General features: G+C 71.6%; 19 protein-coding genes. 9 read left to right on the forward strand and 10 right to left on the reverse strand.

Annotated elements, in window-relative coordinates:
- Positions 1-391: 391 nt before the first annotated feature.
- Positions 392-4,345, forward strand: a complete 3,954-nt coding sequence (locus tag ACZ607_RS19320) for a glycoside hydrolase family 2 TIM barrel-domain containing protein (RefSeq protein WP_469736061.1) — start codon at positions 392-394, stop codon at positions 4,343-4,345.
- A gap of 54 nt (positions 4,346-4,399) precedes the next feature.
- On the opposite strand, the gene manD is transcribed toward ACZ607_RS19320, so the two are convergent.
- The 6 genes from manD to ACZ607_RS19350 all read right to left on the reverse strand — a co-directional run bounded on the left by manD (position 4,400) and on the right by ACZ607_RS19350 (position 10,862).
- Positions 4,400-5,614 (reverse strand): D-mannonate dehydratase ManD, encoded by a 1,215-nt coding sequence (gene manD / locus ACZ607_RS19325; RefSeq protein WP_469736063.1) that lies wholly within the window; start codon positions 5,612-5,614, stop codon positions 4,400-4,402.
- 36 nt (positions 5,615-5,650) lie between these two features.
- Positions 5,651-6,517 carry a carbohydrate ABC transporter permease gene (locus ACZ607_RS19330; RefSeq protein ID WP_469736065.1) on the reverse strand — a complete coding sequence of 289 codons (867 nt, stop codon included), beginning with the start codon at positions 6,515-6,517 and terminating at the stop codon, positions 5,651-5,653.
- Positions 6,514-7,473 (reverse strand): carbohydrate ABC transporter permease, encoded by a 960-nt coding sequence (locus ACZ607_RS19335; protein WP_469736067.1) that lies wholly within the window; start codon positions 7,471-7,473, stop codon positions 6,514-6,516. Before ACZ607_RS19335 ends, ACZ607_RS19330 begins: the two co-directional genes overlap by 4 nt.
- On the reverse strand, positions 7,473-8,792 hold the full coding sequence (locus ACZ607_RS19340; RefSeq protein WP_469736069.1) for an ABC transporter substrate-binding protein: 1,320 nt from the start codon (positions 8,790-8,792) through the stop codon (positions 7,473-7,475). Before ACZ607_RS19340 ends, ACZ607_RS19335 begins: the two co-directional genes overlap by 1 nt.
- 214 nt (positions 8,793-9,006) lie before the next feature.
- On the reverse strand, positions 9,007-9,798 hold the full coding sequence (locus ACZ607_RS19345) for a FadR/GntR family transcriptional regulator (protein ID WP_469736071.1): 792 nt from the start codon (positions 9,796-9,798) through the stop codon (positions 9,007-9,009).
- Between the two features lie 80 nt (positions 9,799-9,878).
- The gene (locus tag ACZ607_RS19350; RefSeq protein ID WP_469736073.1) at positions 9,879-10,862 is read right to left on the reverse strand and encodes a helix-turn-helix domain-containing protein; all 984 of its coding nucleotides are present in this window, start codon (positions 10,860-10,862) and stop codon (positions 9,879-9,881) included.
- 170 nt (positions 10,863-11,032) lie between these two features.
- Between ACZ607_RS19350 and ACZ607_RS19355 the strand changes: the two genes are divergently transcribed.
- Positions 11,033-12,073 (forward strand): NAD(P)-dependent alcohol dehydrogenase, encoded by a 1,041-nt coding sequence (locus ACZ607_RS19355; RefSeq protein ID WP_469736075.1) that lies wholly within the window; start codon positions 11,033-11,035, stop codon positions 12,071-12,073.
- Positions 12,074-12,159: 86 nt separating this feature from the next.
- Here the strand turns inward: ACZ607_RS19355 and ACZ607_RS19360 are convergent, their stop codons facing one another.
- Entirely contained in the window at positions 12,160-12,756 is a 597-nt protein-coding gene (locus ACZ607_RS19360; protein ID WP_469736077.1) for a TetR/AcrR family transcriptional regulator, read from the reverse strand.
- 170 nt (positions 12,757-12,926) lie between these two features.
- Here ACZ607_RS19360 and ACZ607_RS19365 point away from each other — a divergent pair, with 170 nt between their 5' ends.
- A complete protein-coding gene (locus tag ACZ607_RS19365) occupies positions 12,927-14,066 on the forward strand; it encodes an FAD-dependent oxidoreductase (protein ID WP_469736079.1) in 1,140 nt (379 codons plus the stop codon).
- 24 nt (positions 14,067-14,090) lie between these two features.
- Here ACZ607_RS19365 and ACZ607_RS19370 read toward each other — a convergent pair whose 3' ends face one another.
- Together ACZ607_RS19370 and ACZ607_RS19375 are read right to left on the reverse strand one after the other, a co-directional pair.
- Positions 14,091-14,915: a class I SAM-dependent methyltransferase gene (locus ACZ607_RS19370; protein WP_469736081.1), complete on the reverse strand. Its 825-nt coding sequence runs from the start codon at positions 14,913-14,915 to the stop codon at positions 14,091-14,093.
- The gene (locus ACZ607_RS19375) at positions 14,912-15,580 is read right to left on the reverse strand and encodes a hypothetical protein (RefSeq protein ID WP_469736082.1); all 669 of its coding nucleotides are present in this window, start codon (positions 15,578-15,580) and stop codon (positions 14,912-14,914) included. The genes ACZ607_RS19370 and ACZ607_RS19375 overlap by 4 nt, the downstream gene beginning before the upstream one ends.
- 570 nt (positions 15,581-16,150) lie before the next feature.
- On the opposite strand from ACZ607_RS19375, the gene ACZ607_RS19380 reads away from it, so the two are divergent.
- From ACZ607_RS19380 to ACZ607_RS19400, 5 genes are all read left to right on the forward strand, one after another.
- Positions 16,151-17,443 (forward strand): YeeE/YedE family protein, encoded by a 1,293-nt coding sequence (locus tag ACZ607_RS19380; RefSeq protein WP_469736084.1) that lies wholly within the window; start codon positions 16,151-16,153, stop codon positions 17,441-17,443.
- Positions 17,444-17,581: 138 nt separating this feature from the next.
- A complete protein-coding gene (locus ACZ607_RS19385) occupies positions 17,582-18,304 on the forward strand; it encodes a response regulator transcription factor (protein WP_469736086.1) in 723 nt (240 codons plus the stop codon).
- On the forward strand, positions 18,288-20,306 hold the full coding sequence (locus ACZ607_RS19390) for a sensor histidine kinase (RefSeq protein ID WP_469736088.1): 2,019 nt from the start codon (positions 18,288-18,290) through the stop codon (positions 20,304-20,306). The genes ACZ607_RS19385 and ACZ607_RS19390 overlap by 17 nt, the downstream gene beginning before the upstream one ends.
- Positions 20,307-20,408: 102 nt before the next feature.
- Positions 20,409-20,795: a hypothetical protein gene (locus tag ACZ607_RS19395; RefSeq protein ID WP_469736090.1), complete on the forward strand. Its 387-nt coding sequence runs from the start codon at positions 20,409-20,411 to the stop codon at positions 20,793-20,795.
- A gap of 89 nt (positions 20,796-20,884) precedes the next feature.
- Positions 20,885-21,490 carry a class F sortase gene (locus ACZ607_RS19400; protein ID WP_469736092.1) on the forward strand — a complete coding sequence of 202 codons (606 nt, stop codon included), beginning with the start codon at positions 20,885-20,887 and terminating at the stop codon, positions 21,488-21,490.
- Between the two features lie 43 nt (positions 21,491-21,533).
- Here the strand turns inward: ACZ607_RS19400 and ACZ607_RS19405 are convergent, their stop codons facing one another.
- Positions 21,534-22,709 carry a PP2C family protein-serine/threonine phosphatase gene (locus ACZ607_RS19405; RefSeq protein WP_469736094.1) on the reverse strand — a complete coding sequence of 392 codons (1,176 nt, stop codon included), beginning with the start codon at positions 22,707-22,709 and terminating at the stop codon, positions 21,534-21,536.
- A gap of 227 nt (positions 22,710-22,936) precedes the next feature.
- Here ACZ607_RS19405 and ACZ607_RS19410 point away from each other — a divergent pair, with 227 nt between their 5' ends.
- Positions 22,937-25,285 carry a GH92 family glycosyl hydrolase gene (locus ACZ607_RS19410; protein WP_469736096.1) on the forward strand — a complete coding sequence of 783 codons (2,349 nt, stop codon included), beginning with the start codon at positions 22,937-22,939 and terminating at the stop codon, positions 25,283-25,285.
- Positions 25,286-25,324: the final 39 nt, after the last annotated feature.

A 25,324-nucleotide genomic window follows, 5' to 3' on the forward strand; every position in this document is an offset into this window, starting at 1 on the left:
CGCCGGAAGGGGCGTACCTGACTGCATGCGTTCCTCACGTCCTGTCTGCGGAACCGGCCACCGGGCGACCCGGGTCCGGGCCTCGGAAGCCCGTGCACGGACAAACCGCGCCGCGGCCGTCCGGTAGCGCGCCGCCCGCACAATGCCCCCGGAGATCACTCGCGCAGGTGAGGGCCGAGGGCACAGGGTGGACGCCGGACCCGCACCGCACCGCGGGGAGGCCGGACCAACACACTCTCCGTGCACGACCGTTGACACCCTTCCTCACCCGTCACTACCGTCACGGCAGGATTTCGAACGCCAGACGATATATCGAACGGAACTCGACACGCCTACTGCTGTACGCCCCACCGACGTACAGCGGCACGGCCATTCCTAGGGGTCCACTGCCATGGAGCACTCGCCTTCCCCCCACCCGCAGACCCACCCGTCCCGGGGCGTGAGCCGCCGCCGGCTCCTGGAGGGCGGCGCCGCCGGTTTCGGCGCGCTCGCCCTCTCCGGTCTTCCCGCCGCGCTGCCCGCAGGCGCGGTCGCGCGCGCGGACTCCACCCCCGCCGCCTGGGAACCGCCGGCCAACGGCCACCCGGAGTGGAGCAACAACATCGCGGTCTTCGACGTCGGTTCGGAGCCGCCCCACACCACGCTCATGCCGTACGAGGACGTCGACCAGGCCCTGGACTGCGACCGTACGCGCTCCCCGTGGCGCCTCGACCTCGACGGGACATGGAAGTTCGCCTACGCCGACCGCCCCGACGACCGCGACCCCGACTTCCACCGGACCGACCTCGACGACCGCTCCTGGGACACCATCCCCGTACCGTCGTGCTGGCAGCTGCACGGCTACGACTTCCCCATCTACTCCAACATCACCTACCCCTGGGCGGGCGCCAACGGCCTCGGCGAGGAGGCACGGCCGCCGTTCGCCCCGACCCGCTACAACCCCGTCGGCCAGTACCGCCGCACCTTCACGGTCCCGCGCGGGTGGACGGGGCGGCGGGTGTTCCTCCACTTCGAGGGGGTGAAGTCGGCCCACTACGTCTGGATCAACGGCACTCCGGTGGGCTACCGCGAGGACTCCTACACCTCCGCCGAGTACGACATCACCCCCCACCTCGTGCGGGGCCGCAACCAGATCGCGGTGGAGGTCTACCGGTTCTCCGACGGAGACTGGATGGAGGACCAGGACATGATCCGGCTGAGCGGGATCTTCCGCTCGGTCCACCTCTTCTCCACCCCCGCCGTCCACCTGCGGGACTTCAAGCTCGAAACCCCGCTCGGCGACGACCACGCGTCGGCCGCGCTGTCCGTCACCGCCTCCGTGCGCGCGTACGGCGACGCCCCCGGCAAGGGGACGTACACCGTCGAGACCCAGCTCTACGACGCCGACGGGCACCCGGTCTGGTCCCGCCCGCTGCGGCAGTCCGCCGACCCCGGATCCGTACCGGCGGGCAAGGACGTGACCGTACGGGCCGACAAGGCGGTCGCCGGGCCGGACCTCTGGTCCGCCGAGCGCCCGTACCTCTACACCGCCCTCCTGCGGCTGCGGGACCCCGCGGGCCGGGTCACCGAGACGCTGTCGCACCGGGTGGGCTTCCGCACGTTCGCGATCGAGGGCGGGCTGATGCGGATCAACGGCAAGCCGGTGTCGTTGCGCGGCACGAACCGGCACGAGATGCACCCCGAGCACGGCATGGCGCTGACCCGCGCGGACATGGTCAAGGACATCGAGACCGTCAAACGGCTCAACATGAACACCGTCCGCACCTCGCACTACCCGAACAACCCGCTGTGGCTGGAGCTGGCCGACGAGTACGGTCTGTACCTGGTGGGCGAGACCAACCTGGAGACCCACGGCATCCGCGACGAGTACCCGGGCGACCATGCCGACTGGACCGAGGCGTGCGTGGCACGCGCCAGGAACATGGTCCACCGCGACAAGAACCACGCCTCCGCCGTCATCTGGTCGCTCGGCAACGAGGCGGGCACCGGATCCGCCTTCGTCGCCATGCACGACTGGATCCGTTCCTACGACACCACCCGGGTCATCCAGTACGAGGGCGACGACCGCCCCGGGATCAGCGACATCCGCTCCGAGATGTACACCAGGCCCGCCCAGGTCGAGGAGCGCGCCAAGGACACCGGCGACACCCGGCCGTTCGTCCTGATCGAGTACTCCCACGCCATGGGCAACTCGAACGGCAACTTCAAGAAGTACTGGGACCTCATCCGCCGCTACGACGTCCTCCAGGGCGGCTGGATCTGGGACTTCGCCGACCAGGCCCTCACCTGGCCCACGCCGACGCGCAAGCTGTTCACGGAATCCGGCCCCGGCGCGGTCCTCGGCGAGATCCTCGCCCCCAGCGGCACCTTCGACCGCGACAAGGGCGTGTACGGCGGCACCGTCTTCGCCCGCGACGCAGGGCTCGACCTCACCGGCTCGCTGACCCTGGAGGCCTGGATCACGCAGAAGGTGACCGGCGGCCATCAGCCGTTCCTGGCGAAGGGCGACACCCAGTACGCGCTGAAACAGACCGACGGCACCCTGGAGTTCTTCATCCACGCCGGCGGCCGGTGGACCACCGCGAGCTGGAAGCTGCCGGAGAACTGGACCGGCACCGAGCACCATGTGGCCGGTGTCCACGACGCCGAGGCCGGCACCCTCACCCTCTACGTCGACGGCGAGGCCAGGGCGACCAAGGCCGCCCCCGAACCGCCCGGCAGCAACACCGCGCCGCTCGCGCTCGCCACCGACGGGGAGGACCCGACACGGGAGTTCAGCGGCACGATCCGGCGGGCGCGCGTCTACGCCCGCGCCCTGACCGCCGCCGAACTCGCCTCCGGCTCCCGGGGCCCCGGCGACGACGGCGTGCGCTTCTGGTTCGACGCCGCCACCGTCGGCTTCGAGGAACGCAAGCCCTCCGAGCGGACGTTCCTCGCCTACGGCGGAGACTGGGGCGACAACCCCAACGACGGCAACTTCTCCGGCGACGGCATCGTCACCGCCGATCGCGGCCACACCGGCAAGGCCACGGAGATCAAACGCATCCACCAGGCGATCGGCGTCACGGCCGACAGGAGCGAGGCGGCCGCCGGGCGGATCACCGTCACCAACGAATACCTGTTCACCAACCTGCGCGAATTCAACGGCAGTTGGGAACTGGTGGCCGACGGTGAGGTGGTCCGGCGCGGAAAGCTCACCCGCACCCAGCTGGACATCGACCCACTGGCCCGCACATCCGTCACCGTCCCCCTCACCCTGCCCGCCGACCCGGCACCCGGCACGGAGTACTTCCTCCAGCTGTCCTTCACCACCAAGGAGCCCACCAGGTGGGCGAAGGCCGGATTCGAGGTGGCCAGGCACCAGCTGGCGATCGACGCCGGCAGCCCGGCCGTGACACCGAGGCCGCTGGACTCCGTACGGCCGCTGAGCCACCGGGACGGCGACGACGCCGTGACCGTGACCGGCGAGGACTTCTCCGTCACCGTCGACAGGGGCAGCGGCGTCATCACCTCGTACGAGGCCGGCGGCGTCCAGCTGATCGTCTCGGGGCCCGCCCCGAACTTCTGGCGCGCCCCCACCGACAACGACATCGGCACCGGCCAGCCTGCCCGCAACGCCACCTGGCGCCACGCGGGCAGCGAGCGCACCGTGACGGGCGTCGAGGTGCGGACGCTGGGGGACCGGGCCGTCGAGATCACCGTCGGCGGGACGCTGCCCACCTCGGCCGAGTCCACGTACACCACCGTGTACACGGTCTTCGGCAACGGCGAGATCAAGGTCGACCACACCCTGCACCCGGGTGCGGCGGGGCTTCCGTACATCCCGGAGGTCGGCTCCCTGCTCCTGCTGCCCGGGCGGCTGGACCAGGTCCGCTACTACGGCCGCGGTCCGGACGAGAACTACTGGGACCGCAACAACGGCACCGACGTGGGGCTCCACTCCCTCACCGTCCCGGCGAAGCGGACCCCGTACCTCCGTCCGCAGGAGAACGGCAACAGGACGGACGTGCGGTGGGTGGCGCTGACGGACCGCGGCGGAAGGGGACTGCTCGCCTCCGGTGAGCCGCTGATCGAGTTCAACGCCTCGCACTTCACCCCGGAGGACCTGTCGGCCGGCATCCGGCACGACTACCAGCTGACACCCCGGGACGAGGTCGTACTCCGGCTGAACCACCGGCAGATGGGCGTGGGCGGCGACGACAGCTGGGGCGCGCCCACGCACGACGAGTACAAGCTGTTCGCCGACCGGGACTACTCCTACACCTACCGGCTGCGTCCGCTGACCGGCCCCGGGGACGCGACGGCGGCGTCGCGCCGGCCGACCTCGACGGAGCTGCCCGGCTGACACGGCGACGGGCTGGGCTGTTCCCGGGCTCCGGGAACAGCCCAGCCCGGTGGTTCACCAGTCGTGGACCGTCCCGTCGTGCAGCCGGTTGACCGGGAGGTAGGCCGCCTCGTAGGGGTGCGCGGCGGCCAGTTCCTCGTTCAGCTCGACCCCGATGCCCGGTGCCTCGCCGGGGTGCAGATACCCGTTCTCGAAGGTGTAGGCGTGGGGGAACACCTCCTCGGTGAGCGCGGTGTGGCCCGAGTACTCCTGGATGCCGAAATTGTGCACGGCGAGGTCGAGGTGGACGGCTGCCGCCATCCCGACGGGGGAGATGTCCTCCGGCCCGTGGATCGCGCTCCTGATCTGGTACTGGGCGGCGAAGTCGAAGAGCTTGCGCAGCGGCGTGACGCCTCCGAAGTGCGTGACCGCCGAGCGTACGTAGTCGATCAACTGCTCGGTGATCAAAGCCTGGTAGTCGTACACGGTGTTGAAGACCTCGCCGACGGCCAGCGGTGTGGTCGTGTTACGGCGGACCAGCCGCAGCGCCTCCTGGTTCTCGGCGGGCGTGCAGTCCTCCAGCCAGAAGAGGCGGTACGGCTCCAGGTCCTTGCCCAGCCGCGCGGCCTGCACGGGGGTGAGCCGGTGGTGCGCGTCGTGCAGGAGGGGCAGCTCGGGGCCGAACTCGGCGCGCACGGCCTCCAGTACGTCCGGCATGTGACGCAGATAGGCGTCGGTGTCCCAGTCCTCCACCAGCGGACGGGCCTGCTGGTGCAGCACGGGTGAGCCGTTCCCGTCCGTGCTCGACACCCCGTAGACCGCCTTCAGCCCGGGGATGCCGGACTGCACGCGGACGGCAGGGTAGCCCTCGGCGAGACGGGCCCGGACCGAGTCGAGGAGCTCGGGGATGTCACGCCCGTTGGCGTGGCCGTAGGTCCCCACCCGGTCCCGGCTCGCGCCGCCCAGGAGCTGGTAGAGCGGCAGGCCCGCGGCCTTCGCCTTGATGTCCCACAGCGCGACGTCGACGGCGGCGATCGCGGCCATCGTCACCGGTCCGCGCCGCCAGTAGGCACCCCGGTACAGCGACTGCCAGGTGTCCTCGACGCGGTGCGGGTCGAGACCCAGGAGGAGGGGCGCCACATGGTCCTGGAGGTAGCTGACCACGGCCAGCTCCCGGCCGTTGAGCGTGGCGTCGCCGAGGCCGGTGAGCCCGTCGTCGGTCGTCAGCTTGAGCGTGACGAAGTTCCGGCCGGGACTGGTGACGAGGACCTTCGCGTCGACAATTTTCATGGGGGTACTTTCTTCCGAATGCGGTGGTGAGGTGGTTCAGCCCTTGGTGGCGCCGGAGGTCAGACCGGCCACCAGGTACTTCTGTCCGAGGACGGCGGCCAGGACGACGGGGACGGTGATGAGCGTCGCCGCGGCCATCAGGCCGCCCCAGTCGGTGCTCGCGTACGAGATGAAGTTGAAGAGGGTGACCGGCACCGTCTGGGTCCGGTCGTCGGCGAAGATCAGCGCGAACATGAAGTTGTTCCAGCTGAAGACGAAGGCGAGCAGCGACGCGGTCGCCGTCCCGGGGGCCGCCAGCGGCAGGGCGATGCGCCAGAACGCCCCGAAGGCGCTCAGACCGTCGGTGCGCGCGGCCTCCTCCAGTTCGACCGGCAGGCCGGCGAAGAAGCTGATCATGATCCACATGATGAGCGGGACGGAGACGAACATCTGGCTGAGGATCAGCACGGTGTAGGAGCCGACGAGGCCCATCTGCGCGAACAGGTAGTACCAGGGGACCAGCAGGGAGATCGCCGGCACGATGCGCGCGACCAGGATCAGCGACCCCGTGCGGTGCATGTCGAACCGTCCGACCGCCCAGGCGGCGGGCACCGCGATGATGGCCGAGAGCACGGTCGAGACCACCCCGACGAGCAGGGAGTTGCCCATGGACCGCACGATCTGCCCGGCCTCGACGATGCTGCGGAAGTTCTCCAGGGTGGGGCGGAACCACAGCCCCACCGACGGGTCGGTCACCTGGACGTTGGTCTTGAAGGCGGCGGCGAACATCCACACCAGGGGCAGGGCGAAGACGAGCGTCACGATGCCGATGGCGATTCCGCGCAGCCAGGACCCGACCGCGCGCCGGCGCAGGTGCCGGACGGCGGGGCTGGGGGCGGGCGCGGGGGTGACGGTGGCAGTCATGCGGTCTTCCTTCCGCCCCGGCGGCGCAGCAGCACCACGACGCCGATGATGAAGAGCGTGAACAGGACCAGGACGGCGGCGGCCAGGCCGTACTCCTGGTAGTCGAAGGTCAGCCCGTAGGCGTAGACGTTCAGGGTCTCCACCTCGAAGTCCGAGCCGCCGCCCGCACCCTTGGTGGCGTAGAGGATGTCGAAGGTCTTGAGGGCGTCCACGGCGCGGAGCACCAGGGCGGTGGCGAGCGTCGGGCCGAGCATGGGGAGCACGACGTGCCGGAACCGCTGCCAGCCGTTCGCCCCGTCGACGAGCGCCGCCTCCTCCGGCTCCTCGGGCAGCGTGGTCAGCCCGGCGAGCAGCAGGAGCGTCATCATGGGCGTCCACTGCCAGACGTCGATGAGCATCAGGGTGGGCAGCGACTGGCTGACCGAGCCGAGGAACTCCTGCCGGGGCAGGCCCACTCCCGCGAGCAGATGGTTGGCTATGCCGTTGGTGGGGTCGAGGATCAGCAGCCAGAGGATGCCGATCGCCACCGGAGTGGTGAGCAACGGGATGATGAGGACCGTACGCACCCACCGCATGCCCCGGAACGGCTTGCGCATGAGCATCGCCAGGGCGAGTCCGAGCACCGTCTCCAGGACCACCGCGCCGACCGTGAAGACCAGCGTGCGCCGGGCGGCGGGCCAGAACCTGCGGGTGTCACCGAGGGCGTCGGCGAAGTTCTGCAGTCCGACATGGGCCTTGCCCGCGTTCACCGCGCCGAAGGCGTCGGTCAGGCTGAGGTTGACGGTGTAGACCAGCGGAAAGACGATCATCAGGCCGACGAACAGCAGCGCCGGGGCGAGCATCGTCCACTTCAGCCGCCGGTTGGCCTGTTCGAAGGTGCGGGGACGGCGCGCGGGGGCCGGTCCCGTGCCGGGCGCGGAGGACGCGCGGGCGGGGGAGACCTCGGTGGTGGACATCAGGACTCCTTGTGGCGGTTGTCGCGGACGAGGAAATCGGCGAACTCCGCGTCGGCGTCACGGGCCACCGGCCGTACGTCGTTGCCGAGGATGCCCGCGACCAGGGGCCGCCCGACGATGTCCCTGGCCCGGCCGACCTGGAGGACCCGGGGCCGGTCGTAGCCGAGACCACGCTCCGCGTTGAGCCGCATGGCCTCGGCGAGATCGGGCGGGAAGGAGGCCAGTGACTTCGGGTCGGACCACACCGAGCTACGGGCGCCGGGGATGCCGCCCTTCTGGAGCTCGGCGGTCATCTCGGTGCCGGCAGCCCACTTGACGAACTCCCAGGCGTCGTCGCGCAGCAGGGAGAACTTGCTGATGCCGAGGCTCCAGGACGGGATGTTGTGCGGCCGGGCCCCGGCCGGTCCGGCCGGGAAGGGCGCGAAGCCGACGGACTTGCGGACGGTCGACACCTTCGGGTCGAGGAAGCTGCTGTAGATCGCGTCGGCGTCGATGTAGAAGGCGGCCTTGCCCTGCGCGAAGATCGGCATGGCCTGTTCGAGGCTCATGTTGGTGGCCCCGGGCGGGCCCGTCCTCGCCAGGAGCCCGCCGTAGTACTCGTACGCGGCGAGAGCCTCCGGGGTGCCGATGCCGGACTTGCCGTCCACGACGAAGTCCCCGCCGTGCGAGTACAGGAAGCTCGACCACTGGGAGACGGCGCCGCTGCGCTGCCCCCGGCCGACGAACCCGTAGAAGCCCTTCTTCTTGTCGGTGAGCTCCTCGGCCGCCGACATCAGCTCCTCCAGGGTGCCCGGCGGTCCGCCGAGGTCCCGCACCAGGTCCTTGCGGTAGTACAGCGCCGGGCGCTCGGTCACCACGGGGACGCTCAGCACCTGGCCCGCCGTGACGGAGGCGTCGCGCGGGGCCTTCTGGAAGTCCTGCCAGGCGAAGTCCTCGTCCTGGGTGACGCGGTCGCTCAGGTCGGCCAGCCAGCCGTTGTGGGCGAAGAGCAGCTGCTCCTGGAGCGCGCGGACCATCATGACGTCCACGTCGGTGCCCGAGGCGTTGAGCTTCACGTTGTAGCTGCTCGCCAGCTGGTCCGCGGTGAGCAGGGTCATGGAGACCCGCCGGCCGATGCGCTCCTCGAACTCCTTCGTACGGCGCCGGATCGCCTGCGACCACACATGGTTGATCGCCATGATCCGCAACGGGGTGTCCGCGGAGGGCCGTCCGCCCCCGGTCGTACACGCGCCGAGCGCCCCCAACCCGGCGGCTCCCGCGACTCCCGCCGCCAGCCTGCCGAAGGAGCGCCGGCTGAGGAGCTGGCTGCTCGTGGACATCGTCGTCCTCGTCTCTCTGCGCTGTCGTGCGTCCTGCTCACCCGGGGGCGTACCACCCGGGTGCAGCGTCCGTTCGTCTGGCCCAACTGGTAGGACCAGTTCGACCAGAGACGGACGTTAGCAGGGGAGACGCTTCCCGAACAGCCCTTTCGCACCCCGGATCCACCGGAGTGCGAGGATCCCGCAGCGACGCGGGACCCGGGGAGCCAGGGCCTTACCGGCTCCCGGTTCCGTCCAGCAGCGCCTCGATGTGGTTGCGAGCCATGGTGTCGACCTGGACGTCCAGGTCCTTCCCGTAGGTCCGCAGACCGAGCATCAGGTGCTCCCGCATCCGCTCCCCGGCCAGGTCCACGTCACGGGCCTCGATCGCCTCGAAGATCTCGGGGTGGTGCGGGACCCCGGGTTCCCCGATCGACGGGTCGGAGTTGGAGCGGAGCATCATCTCGAACATCATCCCGCTGATCGACGAGAGCATGATCCTCAGGACGGGGTTCTTGCTCGCCTCCGCCACGGCGTCGTGGAACGCCATGTCGGCCCGGGCCTTGACGACGACGTCGCTCGCCGATTCGAGCGCGTCCCGGGCGGATCTCAACGCCTCGATGTCCTCGTCCGTCGCGCGCTCGGTCGCCAGGCGCACCGTCTCGACCTCCAGCGGCAGCCGGGCCTCGATCAGCTGCCGGACGGTGGGGCGGCCGGCCCGGTACAACGCGTCGTACCCCCGGGCCTGGCCCGAGCTCTGCTCACGCACGAAGGAGCCGCGGCCCGGTGCCACCTCGATCAGGAGCTGCGCCTCCAGCCGGCGCAGGACCTCGCGGACGACGTTCCTGCTGGCACCGAACTGGGCCGCGAGCTCGCGCTCCGAGGGCAGTTTGGTCCCCACGGGGATGTCACCGGACCGGATGTCGTGCTCGAGTTCCCGCGCGATCCGTTCCGTCAGGAGTCCACGCCGGTCGGGAGTCGCGGACCGGCCGGGCCGCGCGGAGGAGGAAGAGGCGGACGGCTGCATCCCCGCAGCGTACAGGCTGGTCCCGGGCGGTACGCGGCCGATCCCGAGGAGCCGTCCGGCCCACGGACTTCGCGTCCGGCTCAGGGAGTTCCCGGAGCGGAGGCGCCGGCCCGCGTGGCATCCGCGCCCCAGCTCGCCAGCAGGCGCAGGGCGTCGGCGGACGCCGAGCCCGGCTCCGGGTGATAGACGACCACCGACTGTTCCGCGTCGTCGGGCAGGGCGAACGTCTCGTAGTCGAGCGTCAGTTCACCCACCAGTGGATGACGGAGCCGCTTCACGCCGTGGCTCTTCTCCTTGACGTCGTGCCTGGCCCACAGCCGCCTGAACTCCTCGCTCTTCACGGACAGCTCACCGATGAGCGCGGAGAGCCGGGAGTCGTCGGGGCGGCAGCCCGCGTCCATCCGCAGATAGCTCACGATGTCCGACGCCTTCTGGTCCCACTCCACGAACAGATCGCGGTACTCCGGCTTCAGGAACGTCAGCCGCGCCCAGTTCCGCTCCTGCGGCGGCAGCAGGGACCAGTCGCCGAAGACGGCGGCCGCCATGCGGTTCCAGGCGAGGATCTCCGAACGCCGCCCGATGACGTACGCGGGAACGCCGTCCATCGTGTCGAGCAGTCGGCTGAGGCCTCCCCGCACCCGCTGCTGGCGGGCCGACGGCTTCTTCTTGTGCTGCTTGGGCTTCGCGAGGTGTGTGAGATGCGCCTGCTCGGCATCGGTCAGCCGCAGCGCGGACGCGATCGCCCCCAGCACCTCCGCGGAGACGTTCTGCCCGTTGCCCTGCTCGAGACGTGTGTAGTACGCCACGGACACCCCGGCCAGCTGGGCCAGCTCCTCGCGGCGCAGCCCCGGGACCCGGCGGTGCCGCCCGAAGTCGGGCAGCCCCACATCCTCCGGCTTGAGCCGGGCACGCCGGCTGCGCAGGAACTCGCTGAGCTCGGCACGCCGGTCGAGGGTGTGACCCGCGCCGCCAGCGGGGCCACCGGAACCGGAGCCACCAGGGCCGGGGCCACCGGGACCGGGGTCGCCGGCGGGCTGCCGTCGGGGTGCGGGCTGCTCGTCCATGTGTCCAGTATCCACGGTCGTACGCACACGATCCTGACCCCGTCAGTGGTAGGACCACTGGACGTAGGCAGAGCCGTGGCCTGGGTGAACGCGCTGAGGTGGGGCAGGCTGGTCGGCGTGCCCGGACAGAAAGCCGCCGGGCGCAGGACCACCTCCTTAGGAGAATTCGCATGACCACTGTCGCCGCGTACGCCGCCCCCTCCGCGAAGGCACCGATCGAGCGCACCACCATCGAGCGACGCCCGGTCGGCGAGTACGACGTCCTGATCGACATCAAGTTCGCCGGCATCTGCCACTCGGACATCCACCAGGCCCGCGACGGCTGGGCCGAGGGCATCTTCCCGATGGTGCCCGGTCACGAGATCGCGGGCATCGTCACCGAGACCGGTCCCGGCGTCACCAAATTCGCCGTCGGCGACCGGGTGGGAGTCGGCTGCATGGTGGACTCCTGCCGCGAGTGCGACAACTGCAAGGCCGGCCTGGAGCAGTACTGCGCCAAGGGCAACACCGGCACGTACAACGCTCTGGACAAGAACGGCGACCCCACGTACGGGGGCTACTCCACGCACATCGTCGTGGACGAGAACTACACCCTGCACATCCCCGACGGCCTCTCCCTCGACGAGGCGGCGCCGCTGCTCTGCGCGGGCATCACCACGTACTCCCCGCTGAAGCACTGGAACGCCGGACCCGGCAAGAAGGTCGCCGTCCTCGGCATGGGCGGGCTCGGGCACATGGGCGTCAAGATCGCGCACGCGCTCGGCGCGGAGGTGACCGTTCTCTCCCAGACCCTGCGCAAGCAGGACGACGGCCTGAAGCTCGGCGCCGACCACTACTACGCCACCAGCGACCCGAAGACCTTCGAGGAGCTGCGCGGCACCTTCGACATCATCCTGTCCACCGTGTCCGCGCCGCTGGACTTCGGCGCGTACCTCTCGCTCCTCAGGACGGACGGTGCGCTGGTCAACGTCGGCGCCCCGGAGGAGCCCATATCCGTCAACCTCTTCTCGCTGATCGGCGGCCGTAAGTCGCTCTCGGGCTCCGGCATCGGAGGCATCCGGGAGACCCAGGAGATGCTGGACTTCTGCGCCGAGCACGGATTCGGCGCGGAGATCGAACTGATCGGCGCGTCCGAGATCAACGAGGCGTACGAGCGGGTGCTGAACAGCGATGTGCGGTACCGGTTCGTGATCGACGCCGCGACCATCTGAGGTCTCCGCCACGGTCCCGTACGGGGCCGGGCACAGGGGACGGGCCCCGACAGTCACGACTGTCGGGGCCCGTTCCGTACGAGCGGTCAATCCCCCTCGGGGGCCGGCTGGGCCCGCCAGCCGTTGAGCAGCAGGTCGAACACCGTCTCCACGGTCGCGACGGGGTCATGCCGGCCCTTGGCCAGGGTCGGGACCTCCAGGACGAACCGTGCGAGCGCCGCGCACGCGAGGTCGTCCTGGTCCCGGCCGAGCTCCTCCGCGATCGCGGAGCTGAGCGCGCCCGCGTGCCGCATCCACATGCGCTCCCCGTACTCACGCAGCGCGGGCGTCCCGTCGACCAGGGCCGTGAACCTGTCCCGGCGGGGGTCGGCGGTCAGCGCCACCCAGGAAGCCAGCGCGTGGGCGCGGAGCGCCTCGACCACACCCTGGCCCTCGGGCCGGTCCCGCACGGCGGCGGTCAGCTGCGCCTCCACGTCCGCCTCACGGTCGAAGACCAGCGCCTCCTTGCTCGGGAAGTGCGCGAAGAGGGTGGTCGTCGACACGTCCGCGCGCTCGGCGACATCGCGGACGCTCACACGTTCGAAACCGTGCTCGAAGAAGAGCTCCAGGGCGGCGTCGGCGATGGCCTGCCGCGTCGCGGCCTTCTTGCGCTCGCGACGGCCGACGGTCGGGGATTCGGGCATGACGTCACTGTACCCCATAGCTGGAATGAAGCAGAAACTTGAACGGTTGCACTTATTGACTCGTTTCTGCTTTGGTGGCTTCCGCGGGGGTTGCCGCCCGTCCTGGTCGCGGCCACCCGGTCATCGCCGTGCTCCGGCGCCCGGGACCCCGCCGACGAAGGGAATCCACCATGAACTCTCCGACGCCGCCGTACGCGCGGATCAGCATCATCGGAGCCGGCCCCGGGGGCCTCACCTGCGCCCGTATCCTCCAGCGGCACGGCATCGAGGTGACGGTGTACGACCGGGATCCGGATGCCGGCTCCCGCAACCAGGGAGGCTCCCTCGACCTGCACGAGGAGGACGGCCAGCTCGCGCTCCGCGAGGCCGGGCTGCTGGAGGAGTTCTTCGCACTCGCCCGGTTCGAGGGGCAGGAGATGCGCAGCATGGACCGGACGGGACGCCTCGTCGGCCACCACCTGCCGGACGAAGGCGAGACCGCCAGGCCCGAGATCGACCGCGGCCAGCTCCGCGACCTCCTGGTGGGCTCACTCGCGCCGGGGACCGTCCGCTGGGGGAGCACCCTCGCCTCGGTGGACGGACCGGCCGACGGACCGCGCACCCTGACGTTCACCGACGGGACATCCGTGGAGACGGATCTCGTGATCGGTGCGGACGGCGCCTCCTCCCGGGCCCGCGCGGCGGTCTCGGCCGCCGCACCGCGGTACACCGGGGTCAGCTTCCTGGAGGCATGGTTCGACGACATGGAGACCGCGCACCCCGAGCTCTCCGAACTGGTCGGGAGGGGGAGCGCCCACGCCGGCGACGGCGAGCGCGGCCTCTTCGCGCAGCGCAACAGCGGCGGCCACATGCGCGTCTACCTCATGCGGCGCGTCCCGGTGGACTGGATCGCGGCGAACGGGCTCCGCCCCGAGGACACCGAAGGCATCCGCGCACACCTGCTGAAGGCCTACGCGGACTGGTCACCGAGGATGCTCCGCATGATCACCGACAACGACGGCCCCTACGTCGACCGTCCGCTGTTCGCCCTGCCGGTGCCGCACACCTGGGAACACACGCCCGGGGTGACGCTCCTGGGGGACGCCGCGCACCTCATGCCGCCGCTCGGCGTCGGCGTCAACCTCGCCATGCTCGACGCCTGCGAACTCGCGCTCGCACTCGCCGGCGCGTCCACCGTCGACGACGCGGTGCGCGGCTACGAGAAGACGATGCTCCCGCGCTCCGCCGACCTGGCCCGGCAGCTCGAAGGCGGCGCCGAGCACCTCCTCGCCGTCCCCGACGACGAGGAGGCGGGCCACCCCCCGCACTGACTCGCGTACGGCGACCGGGACGGTTCAGCGCAGCGCTGCCACCAGCGCGTCACTCGCCGAGCACCAGACCTGCCGGGCCTCGCCGAAACCCTGCTCCCGCAGGGTCTCGATGTGCCAGCGGGTCAGGGTGGGGCGATCGCGCCGGGCGGCGTCCGCCCTGGGCCGCCGTGGATCGCCCAGCAGGGCGAACCGCTCGGCCGTGGCCGTGGCGAGGAGGGGGTCACTGGCCGCCGCGTCCCACCAGTCCGCCCAGTCCACGGCCCCCTCCTGCCGCTGCCGCTCCTGGCGCCCGGCGTGCAGGGCCCGGAGCGCGGCGTTGAGACGGGGGGCGGACCCGTCCTCCATGTGGTCGGCGTTCAGGAAGACACCGCCCTCGCGCACGACCCCCGCGAGCGACCCGTAGAGACGGCGGAGCGGCTCGGTGTCCAGCCAGTGCAGGGCGGTGGCCGTCACCACGGCGTCGTAGGACGCGTGGGGGAGGCGGTCGGTCCAGCCGGGGCCGGTGAGGTCGGCCTCCACGAAGGTGACCCGGTCGTCACCGGCGAAGTGCCCGCGCGCGATGGTCAGCAGCGTCGGGTCGATGTCCAGGCAGGTGCTGCGGGCGCCGGGCAGCCGCCGCAGGAGCCGGTCCGAGATGCTGCCGGTGCCGCACGCCAGGTCGAGGACGCGTGGGGCGGGGCCCGCCACGGCCTCGACCGTGTCGAGCATGACCCGGAAGCGTTCCTCCCGGTCCGGCATGTACCACTCCTGCTGCCGGTCCCAACTGGTCTGCAGGCGCTGCCATTCCGAGGCGGCGATCGCTGTCATGAGTGCGGTTCTTCCCTTCCGGACACGGTCTGCGGGACTCAATGCCTTCCCAGCAGCCCTCCCAGCACTCCTCCCAGCAGGTCACCGAGTTGTCCGCCGGGCGCGGTGGTCTCCTCCGCCTCCCACCCCGGCTCCGGCGCCGGGGTGGGTCCGGAGGGTTCGGTCACGGGCGCGGGAGCCGATCCCTCGCCCTCCCCGCCGTCCCGCGCGGTCGGTTCAGGCGCGGGGTGCGTGCTCCCGGACCCGGCGCCCGAGGCTGAGGGCGTGTCTGCGGGGCCGGGTGAGGAATCTTCCGGCCGTGGGACGGCGGCCTTGGCGGCAGTCGACGGTTGTGCCCCATCAGGGCTCATCGGGCCGAGGAGCACCGGACCCGGCGCGGACGGGCCGGGCGTGCCGAGCACGGACCCGGTGGCCGAAACCGTACGCTCCTCGTCCTCGACAGGGGTCGACGGCTCATCCGTGCCGCGCTCCAGTCCCATCGCCCGGGGCAGTTGCAGGAAGGGAGCGGTGGAATCGCCCCCGACCAGCGAGGCGGCCACCGTCGTGGCGTAGCAGACACAGCACAGCGCCGTGACGGCTCCCGCGCGGCGCCACGTCCGGCTTCGTCTCCCGGTGGCGTCGACGAACACCGGCCCGGCGGACGGTGCGACGACCCCGGCCTCCGATGTCTCCCGTACGTCGCTCACTGCTGCGTCGCCTATGCCCATGTGCGTCCGTCTCCCTCTGTACGGGCCTGCCGGCCCCGCGTCGGCGAGGCCTCCCCGCCGGACTTCCCGAGGAATTCGGACCCGTACGTGCCGCGGATTGGTCCGATCGAGCCATAAGGGAGACGTCGTACACGCCCCGCGTCTTTTGTGTGCTCCTTGTGTGAAAAAGCGTCATGCGTGAGGTGGCCGGACCCGGAGCGGGGCAGGGGCACTGTGCGGCCGGGAGGCCCGCTGTCCGCGCAGGGAACCGCGCACCTCCAGCGGCGGGCCTCCCGGTCGCTTCCGGCAGCCGCCGTACGGTGCGGGCGCCGGAGCGGGCCGCGACCGTCCTCCGGGCCCCGGTGGACGCGGCCTTCCGCATGGCGAGACGGCCAGGCATACGGAGGAAAGCCGTCCGTATATTCGTACGCATGTCTGCATCGGCCCTGCCCCTGTGCCTCGCGCTCTTCGCGCACTCGGCCTGGTGCGTCGACGACGGCCTCTGTAGCGGCTGAATCCCGTCGGCAGCGCCTGCCGCGCTCCGTCGACAACCGAGACCGCCGTCCGCCGAGCACCCTCCCGGAGACCTTCGTGATCACCGCGCCTCCCGCCGGGCAGGCCGCGCCGCCGCGCGCGCTGCCCGCCCTGTTCGTCCCCTCTCCCACCTCGGTGCCGCGCCCCGAGGCGCCGCCCCTGCCGCCGGTGCGCAGGGCCCCGCTCGTCGTGTCCGGGCTGCTCGCCGTGGCTCTCACCGCGTACGTGTGGTCCGCGCACGGCGCCAAGCCGGGCGTGCTGCTCCTGCTGGGACTCGGCCTGGGCGTCGCCCTCTTCCACTCCCGGTTCGGCTTCACCTCCGCATGGCGGCAGCTCATCGCCGTCGGCAACGGAGCCGGGCTACGGGCACACGCCCTGCTCCTCGGGACCACCGCCACCCTGTTCGCGCTGGTCATCGGCACGGGCACCGGACTGTTCGGTTCACAGCCCGCGCCGTCCGCAGGGCCGCTCGGGACCGGTCTGGTCGTCGGCTCCCTGCTCTTCGCCATCGGGATGCAACTCGGCGGTGCCTGCGCCTCGGGCACCCTGTTCGCCGTCGGCTCGGGGCAGAGCTCGATCCTCCTCACCCTCGGCGGTTTCATCGTGGGTGCCACGCTCGCCGCCTGGCAGTTCGACCTGTGGAAGGACCTCCCCGCCTGGGAACCGGTCGTCCTCTCCGACCACATCGGCTGGGCCGGCTCGTGGGCGGTGACGATCGCCGCGCTGCTCCTGGTCGTCGTGGTCACCCGGCGCGTCCAGGCCCGGCGCAACCCGCCTCCCCTCGGCACCGTGCCCTCGGCACGCACCGCGGCCGTACGGGCCTTCCGCGGCTCCTGGCCGCTGGCCGCCGGCGCCCTGGTGCTGGCCGTGCTCGGCGCCGGCGTGCTGCTGGTGTCGGGTGGCGCCTGGGGCGTCACGAGCGCGTTCAGCCTCTGGGGCTCGGAGCTGGTGGGCGCCCTCGGCGGCCACCCGGAGAACTGGACCTGGTGGCAGCAGGCCGGCAACAAGGAGATGCTGGCGGGGCCCGTCCTCGCGGACAAGACCAGCCTCACCGACATCGGCATCATGATCGGCGCTGCGGTGGCCGCCGCGCTCGGCGGTACCTGGGCCCTGCACCGCGGCATCCCGTGGCGCACGGCCGTCGCGGCGGTGCTCGGCGGGGTGCTGATGGGCATAGGCGCGCGACTTGCCGGAGGCTGCAACATCGGCGCCTACCTGGCGGGCATCGCCTCGGGCAGCCTCAGCGGCTGGCTGTGGGGCGCGGTCGCCCTGGCCGGCACCTGGGTCGGGCTCAGGCTCCGCCCGCTGTTCGGCCTGGGCAACCCCAAGCCGGGCGACGGCGTCTGCTGACCCGGCGCCGCCCGGCCGCCCGGCCGCCCGGCCGCCCGGCCGCCCGACCCGACGCTGCGGGGCGGGGCGGCCCGGCGGCGTACCCGGGTCGCCTCGGGGACGGAGAGCCCCTGACCCGCCTCCTCTACGATCGTCCGCGTGTGCGCAAACGTCATAGTCGCTGAAGACGACGCCAAACAGGCCGAGCTGGTCCGTCGCTACCTCGAACGCGAGGGCCACGCCGTCACGGTGGTGTCCGACGGCCTCTCCGCGCTCGAACAGGCACGGCGGGGGAGGCCGGACCTGCTGGTGCTCGACGTGATGATGCCCCGGGCCGACGGGCTCGACGTGGTCCGCATACTGCGCGCCGAGGAGCGGGAGTTGGCGGTCCTCATGCTGACCGCACGGGCCACGGAGGACGATCTGCTGCTCGGTCTCGACCTGGGGGCGGACGACTACATGACCAAGCCCTACAGCCCGCGCGAGCTCATGGCACGGGTGCGCACGCTGCTGCGGCGCACCCGGCGGGACACCGGACGCGAGGACGGCCACATCCTGCGGGTGGGATCGCTCGCCGTCGATCCCGTGCGCCACGAGGTGGCGGTCGAGGGTGTCGGAGTCGAGTGCACACCGGGGGAGTTCCGGCTCCTCGCCGCGATGGCCGCCGAGCCGGGACGGGTCTTCACCCGTGAACAACTGCTCGCCGAACTCCACGGGTTCGACCGGTACATCAGCAGCCGCACCGTCGACGTGCACATCATGAACCTCCGCAAGAAGATCGAGCGCGCGCCCCGGCGCCCGGCCCGGCTGCTCACCGTCTTCGGAGTCGGCTACAAGCTCATGGACCCGCTGAAGGGCGCCCCCGGTGCCTCGGCGCGCTGACCGCGGCGGAGCCCGCCTGCGGCTCCCGCTGCGCAAGAGTCTCCTCGGCCGGCTGCTGGCGGTGTCGGCGCTCGTCGCCGCCTGTTCGGTCGCCGCGACCGCGTGGCTGGCCGTACAGACCACCTCCGGTGCGATCGAGCAGGAGCAGGGCCGCAACCTCGCCGCCGACACCCGCGTCCTCGACGCCCTGCTCGGCTACGCGGCCGAACACCCCTCCTGGGACGGGGTGGACGCCACGGTGCGCGAGCTCGCCGACTCCTCCGACCGGCGGATCACCCTGACGACCCAGAGCCGGCAGATCCTCGCGGACTCCGCGTCCTCCTCCCCGCCGCCCCCCGCCCTGCCGCCCCAGGCGTCGGCGGTCGTGGATCCCCTCTCGGTCGCCGCCACCACCGGGACGGAGGCGGGGGCGGGCTCCGTGACGGTCGCGGCACCCGGCACGGACGGCGAGCAGCGCTCGGGCAACGACCGGGTCGACCCGCGGGCCGTCGGCCCGTTCAGGCTGCCCGGAACCGAACGTACGTCGCTGAGGCGCAGCGCGGACGAGACGGTGCAGTGCCTCAGCCGTTCGGGCATCGCCTCGGACGTCGTCGAGGGGCCGAGCGGGCGCCCCCGTATCCAGGTCGTGGGCAACGACCCCGACCGCATGCGCGGCAGCCAGTGCTCGACGGACGCCCTGGACAGCCCCACCGAGACGGAGACGAAGGCGCTCACCGCCCTCAACGACCTGGTGAACGCGTGTCTGGACCGGCAGGGCCGTGAGGGCGTACGGCTCGCTCTCGACCTCTCGTGGAGGACCGGGGAGATGTCCGGCACCGCGACGGCCGCGCCCGTGCCGTCGCCCGAGCCCAGCATCAGCAGGCCGCGGGAGCCCCAGCCCTCGGAGGCCGCGACCCCCGCGCCGCTCGACAGCGAGAACGACCGCGACATCGCCTCATGCGTGGGCATCGCCCGGCAGGAGCAGCTCAGTTCGTACGTCGCCTCACCCGCGCTGCTGTTCATCAGCGACCCGCGCGGCGGCGCGGTGCCCGGCTTCGCGCTCTCCTCCGCCAACACGGCGAAGATCATCGGGGTCGCGGCGCTCGTCCTGGCCCTCACCGTCGGCGCCTCCATCCTCGCCGGAGCCCGGCTGGTCCGCCCGCTGCACGCCCTCACGGGAGCGGCCCAGCGCATGCGCGACGGCGAGGAACCGTCCCATGTGGTGGTCGCCGCGGACAACGAGATCGGCCGACTGGCCGCCGCCTTCAACGACATGTCGGTGCACCGTGCCCGGCTGGAGGAGCAGCGCAAGGTGATGGTCAGCGACGTCGCGCATGAACTGCGCACCCCGCTGTCCAACATCCGGGGGTGGCTGGAGGGCGCCCAGGACGGCATCGCCGATGTGGACGCGGTGTTCCTCTCCTCGCTCCTGGAGGAGGCGGTGCAGTTGCAGCACATCATCGACGACCTCCAGGACCTGTCGGCGGCCGATGCCGGAGCCCTGCGGCTGCACCCCGAGCCCCTCCGGATCGAGGAGTTGCTCGCCCACGCCGTGGCGGCCCATCAGGCGCAGGCCGACGCCGCCGGGGTCTGGCTCACCGTGACCGTCGCGGACGGGGACGAACCGGCCCCCGAACTCACCGCCGACCCCGTCCGGTTGCGGCAGGCGATCGGGAACCTCGTCTCCAACGCCGTACGCCACACCCCCAGGGGCGGGCGGGTGACGCTGCGGGCCTACGCCGACCGCACCGGGGGAGAGGGCGGCGAGCTCGTCCTGGAGGTCGCCGACACCGGAAGCGGCATAGACGCCGGGGACCTGCCGTACGTCTTCGACCGGTTCTGGCGCGCGGAGAAGTCACGCAGCCGCCGCACAGGGGGCAGCGGCCTGGGACTGGCGATCGTCCGGAAACTCGTCGAGGCGCACGGCGGGACGACCGGGGTGGTCAGCACGGTGGGCCGGGGCTCGGTGTTCACCCTGCGCCTGCCGGCGGGCGGCCCTGATCCGATGAACATGGCGGTCTGACAGCTTCCTCACAACTTCGCTCCAGTCTGAGGTCATGCCCGGCGCCCGACGCGCATCCGCGCGGGGGGCACCACCAACGCCTAGCTGGAATCGGAGTTCTTCATGTCCCTTCGTCCCACCCTGCGCACCGCGGTCCTCGCCGCCGTCGGCATCGGCGCGGTCCTGCTGCCGTCCACCGCGGCCACCGCCGACGAGTCGCCCACGCCGGTACCCGCCGAGCGCACCGAGAGCCCCACCCCCGCGCCCGAGGGCACGGAGCCCCCCGAGAGCGCCGCCCCGGCCCCCGCGGGCGCCGAGTCGGCGACCCCGGTCCCCGCCGAGTCCGTGCCGGCCGGCACGGTGCCGCGAGGCGGTGTCGACGCGGGTGAGCGTCCGGCGCAGGGCTCCGCGGCCACCGCGCTGTACGGCTCCGCGGCCGGCGCGGCCCTGCTCGCGGGCGGCGGTGTGCTCGTGCTGCGCCGCCGGTCCGCCGCACAGCGCAACGGCTGATCCCGCACGGTGGCGCCGCACCCCGCCCGGGGTGCGGCGCCACCCGTCGTTCCCCTCCCGCCTACGTTCGTCCCCGCACCGGAGTGCTCATGCCCTTTACATCGAACTCGTCCTGGCGGACCGCCGTGTCCGTGGCGGCAGCCGGCCTGCTGCTCACCGCCGCCACCGGTTGCGGCGCGGCCGACGCGCCCACGCAGTCGGCCGCGGCCGGGACGGCCTCGGACGTGTCCCCCTCCCCGGAAGTCCCCAAGGCGCCCGCACCGACGCGGCTGACCGTCCCGTCGCTCGGGATAGACAGCTCGCTGCTGCGGCTGGGACTGAACGAGGACGGCACGGTGGAGGTCCCGCCGGCCGACCAGGGCATGACGGCGGGCTGGTACGCGGGCGGAGCCGTGCCGGGCGAGCCCGGTGCCGCCGTCCTCATCGGCCACAACGACACACGGTTCGGCAAGGCCGTCTTCCACGAGCTGCACACGATCGCCGAAGGAGCCGACATCGCCGTGTCCGCCGGGGGAGGGAAGGCGGCCCACTTCACGGTCACCGGCAAGGAGACCGTCCGCAAGAACGCCTTCCCCACCGAGAAGGTCTACGGCTCCACCGACGAGCGCGTGCTCCGGCTGATCACGTGCGACGGTGCCTTCGACGCCGACGGCCACCCCGTGGACAACCTCATCGTCTACGCGAAGCTGCGCTGACCCGAGGCCGGCCGGAAGACCCGCCGGCCGGCACCTCGGCACCTCACGGCGACGGAGGTCCCGTACCGTCCCACGGCGGTGCGTGCTCCGCGCGGGTGACGGCCACCAGGGCCAGATCGTCGGTCAGGACGCCGTCCGTATGGGAGTGGACCGCATGGGCCAGCCGCTCCACGACGGCCGGCGGCCCGTGGCGCCAGCACCTGCGCAGGTCCTCGTCCGGTGTGTAGAAACGTCCGCCGGCGTCCCGGGCCTCCAGGAGCCCGTCGGTGCACAGCAGGAGCAGACTCTCCGGGCCGAAGGGGTGTGCCTCGTCCACCCACGGGCCCGTGTCGAATTCACCGAGCCCCAGAGGCATGCCGGGGTGCTCGGGCTCCCAGACCCGCAGGGCGGCACCGCTCACCAGGAACGCCGGACAGTGCCCGCGGCTGATGAGACGTACCTCCGTACCGTCGTCCGGGATCTGCGCGATGGCGGCGGTGATGAAGTGCTCGTTGCTGGCCTCGCCCCCACCGCCGACCGCCGCGGCCTCCCGGATGTGACGGCTCACCGCCTGGTCCAGGTGCCGGGCCAGCTCGGGCAGGGTCGGGGTGTGGTGGGCGGCCTCGTGGAAGCTGCCCACCAGGGCGGCCACGCTGGGAATGGCGTTCAGCCCCTTGCCCCGCACATCACCGATGAGCAGCCGCACGCCGTACGAGGTGTGCTCCGCCGCGTACAGGTCACCTCCGACGGAGGCCGCCGCGGACGCGGCCTCGTAGCGGACCGCGACCCAGGTGTTCCCCCACCAGGCCCGTACGGGCGGGAGAACGGCCCGTTGGGCGCTCTCCGCCACCCGCTGGGCCCCGAGGAGCTGGTCCCGCAGGAACAGCCGCAGCCTGCACAGGGGCACGGACGCCCACGCGAGGATCACGAGGGCGACGAAGTCGACCACCGCGTGCTGGCCGTCCGAGGGCAGATGTCTCACGAGGAGGAAGACCAGCCCCGCCACACTGTTCAGGGCGGCCACCCACACCACCGCCCGCAGCGAGTACACGCAGGCGGCGATCATGGAGCTGAGGATCAGGAACACGTCCCCGCTGTACGCTCCCGGCGTGGGCAGGTCGATCGCCAGCCCGAGCGCCACCAGGACCAGGGGCGCGAACCGCGTCCAGCGCGGGAGCAGGTCGCTCTCGCTCTGCGGGGCGTGCGACGTCAGCCCCGTCGCGGCGCGGTTCGGGCTCACGGCATCGCCTCCGGGACGAAACGGGCAGTCTGCCGCCCGGCAGGCACTGCTTCCTCATTCGACCTTCGCGCCGGAAGCCCCGCCCCGCACGCGGAGCGGGTGCCGAGGAGCAAGGGGGAGTGACCGACGCACACCTCCGCGACTCTTGACGAGTACACGCACGCGGACGAAGAATGATCGCGCAGTGCGTATGACAACGTTGTCTATGTCGGAGAGGCGCTCATTCCATGAGATGGACCCACTGGATTCGCGGTGCGGGGACGGCGGCCGCCACGGCAGCCCTCCTCGGCGGCGCCGTCGCCGCACCCGCCGCTGCGGACGGGGGAGGGCACGCCGAGCGCGGCCGGCTCACCGATCTCGTCAACCCGTTCATCGGGACCGAGAACGAGGGCAACACCTACCCGGGCGCCGCGGTGCCCTTCGGCATGGTGCAGTTCTCGCCCGACACCGGGCACAACACCGGCTACGACTACTCGGAGACCCACATCCGGGGCTTCTCCACCGTCCACATCTCCGGCGTGGGCTGCGGCCTCGGCGGTGACCTCCCGGTGCTCCCCACCACCGGCGACATCACGTCGACGGACAACGCCGCCTACGCGGCGGAGTTCAGCCACGACGACGAGAAGGCCGGCCCCGGCACCTACGAGGTGGGCCTCAAGACGGGCATCAAGGCAGAACTGAGCGCCACCGAGCGCACCGGGGTGCAGCGCTACACCTTCCCCGCCACCGACAAGGCCAACGTCCTCGTCAACGCGGGCCAGTCGCTGCACAAGACCCTGAACACCGAGGTCGAGATCCTCGACAACCGCACCGTACGCACGGCCATCACCGGCAGCGGCTTCTGTCAGGACACCAAGCCGTACACCGTGTACACGATCACCCGCTTCGACCGGCCCTTCACCACCTCCGGCACCTGGAAGGGCGACAAGGTCACCGAGGGGTCGACCTCCTCGACCGCCGCCGCCGAGCGCAACGGAGCCTTCCTGCGCTTCGACACCACCAAGGACCGCACCGTCGAGGCGACCACCGCGATCTCGTACGTGGACGCCAAGGGCGCCGCCCTCAACCTCCGTGCCGAAGGCGGCCGCTCGTACGACCGTGTCGCACACGCCGCACGGGACGCCTGGGAGGACCGCCTCGACGACGTCCGGGCCAAGGGCGGCAGCGAGACGCTGCGCCGGACCTTCTACTCGTCCCTGTACCGCTCGTTCCTCGCGCCGAACATCGGCAGCGACGTCGACGGCCGCTACACGGGCTGGGACCAGAAGATCCACCGCGCCAAGGGGTTCACCTACTACCAGAACTGGTCGCTCTGGGACACCTACCGCACCCAGGCCCAGCTCCTCTCGCTGCTCGCACCTCACGAGTCACGCGACATGGCCATCTCCGTCATCAAGATCGACGAGGACAGCGGCTGGCTGCCGAAGTGGGGCTACGGCACGGTCGAGACGAACATCATGACCGGTGACCCGGTCACCCCGTTCCTCACCAACGCCTACCAGCAGGGCCTCCTCAAGGGGTACGAGGAGAAGGCGTACCGCGCGCTGAAGAAGAACGCCGACGGTGTGCCTCCCGCCGACTCCGCCCCCGTGGGCCGTGAGGCCAACAAGGAGTACCTCGCGGACGGCTTCGCGCCGTACATCAAGGGCCGCGACCACGTGAAGCCCGGCGACTCCGACTACGACCACGGCGCCTCCGCGACCCTGGAGTACGCGCTGTCCGACGCGATGCTCGGACAGATGGCGAAGGAGCTGGGGCACCGGGACGACGCCGCGCGCTACGCGGCCCGGGCACAGAACTACCGGAAGATCTTCGACAGTTCGACCGGCTTCTTCCGCGCACGGGACGCGAGCGGTGCCTTCACCGGCCCCGCCGACCCGGCGCAGAGCGAGGGCTTCCACGAAGGCACCTCCTGGCAGTACCAGTGGCTCGTCCCGCAGGACCTGCCCGGCATGGTCTCCCTGATCGGCGGCACCGAGGCCGCGAACGAACGGCTCGACTCGTTCTTCGCGTACGAGCAGCTGCTCCAGGACCCAGCGAAGACCGCCCGCGAGGTGTGGGTGAACGGGCCGTACGACTACTACAACGCCGACAAGTACAACCCGCAGAACGAGCCCGACCTCATCGCGCCCTACACCTATCTGTCCACCGGCCGGCCCTGGCAGACGACCGACGTGGTGCACGCCGCGCTGACGCTCTTCACGGACACCCCGACCGGCATGACCGGCAACGACGACCTGGGGACGATGTCCGCCTGGAACGTCCTGTCCTCGATCGGGATCTTCCCGGTCCAGCCGGGCACCGACACCTGGGGCCTGTCGACACCCGTGTTCGAGCGCGTCGACCTGACCCTGGACCGGCGCTACTACCCCAGGGGCAGCCTGACCGTCCGGGCTCCCGGCACCTCCGACACGGCGCGCTACATCCAGTCGGCGCGTACGGACGGGGCGGCGTACGGAAAGACGTACCTGACCACCGAGGACATCCGCCGCACACGCGACCTGTCCTTCGAGGTCGGTACGGAGCCCTCGGAGTGGGGCACCTCGGCGGACGCGGCACCGCCCGCCCTGAAGTGACGCGCTGAGCGACCTCCCCGCGCACGGAAACACAGGACC

The sequence above is a fragment of the Streptomyces sp. NPDC104381 genome, from assembly GCF_055583745.1.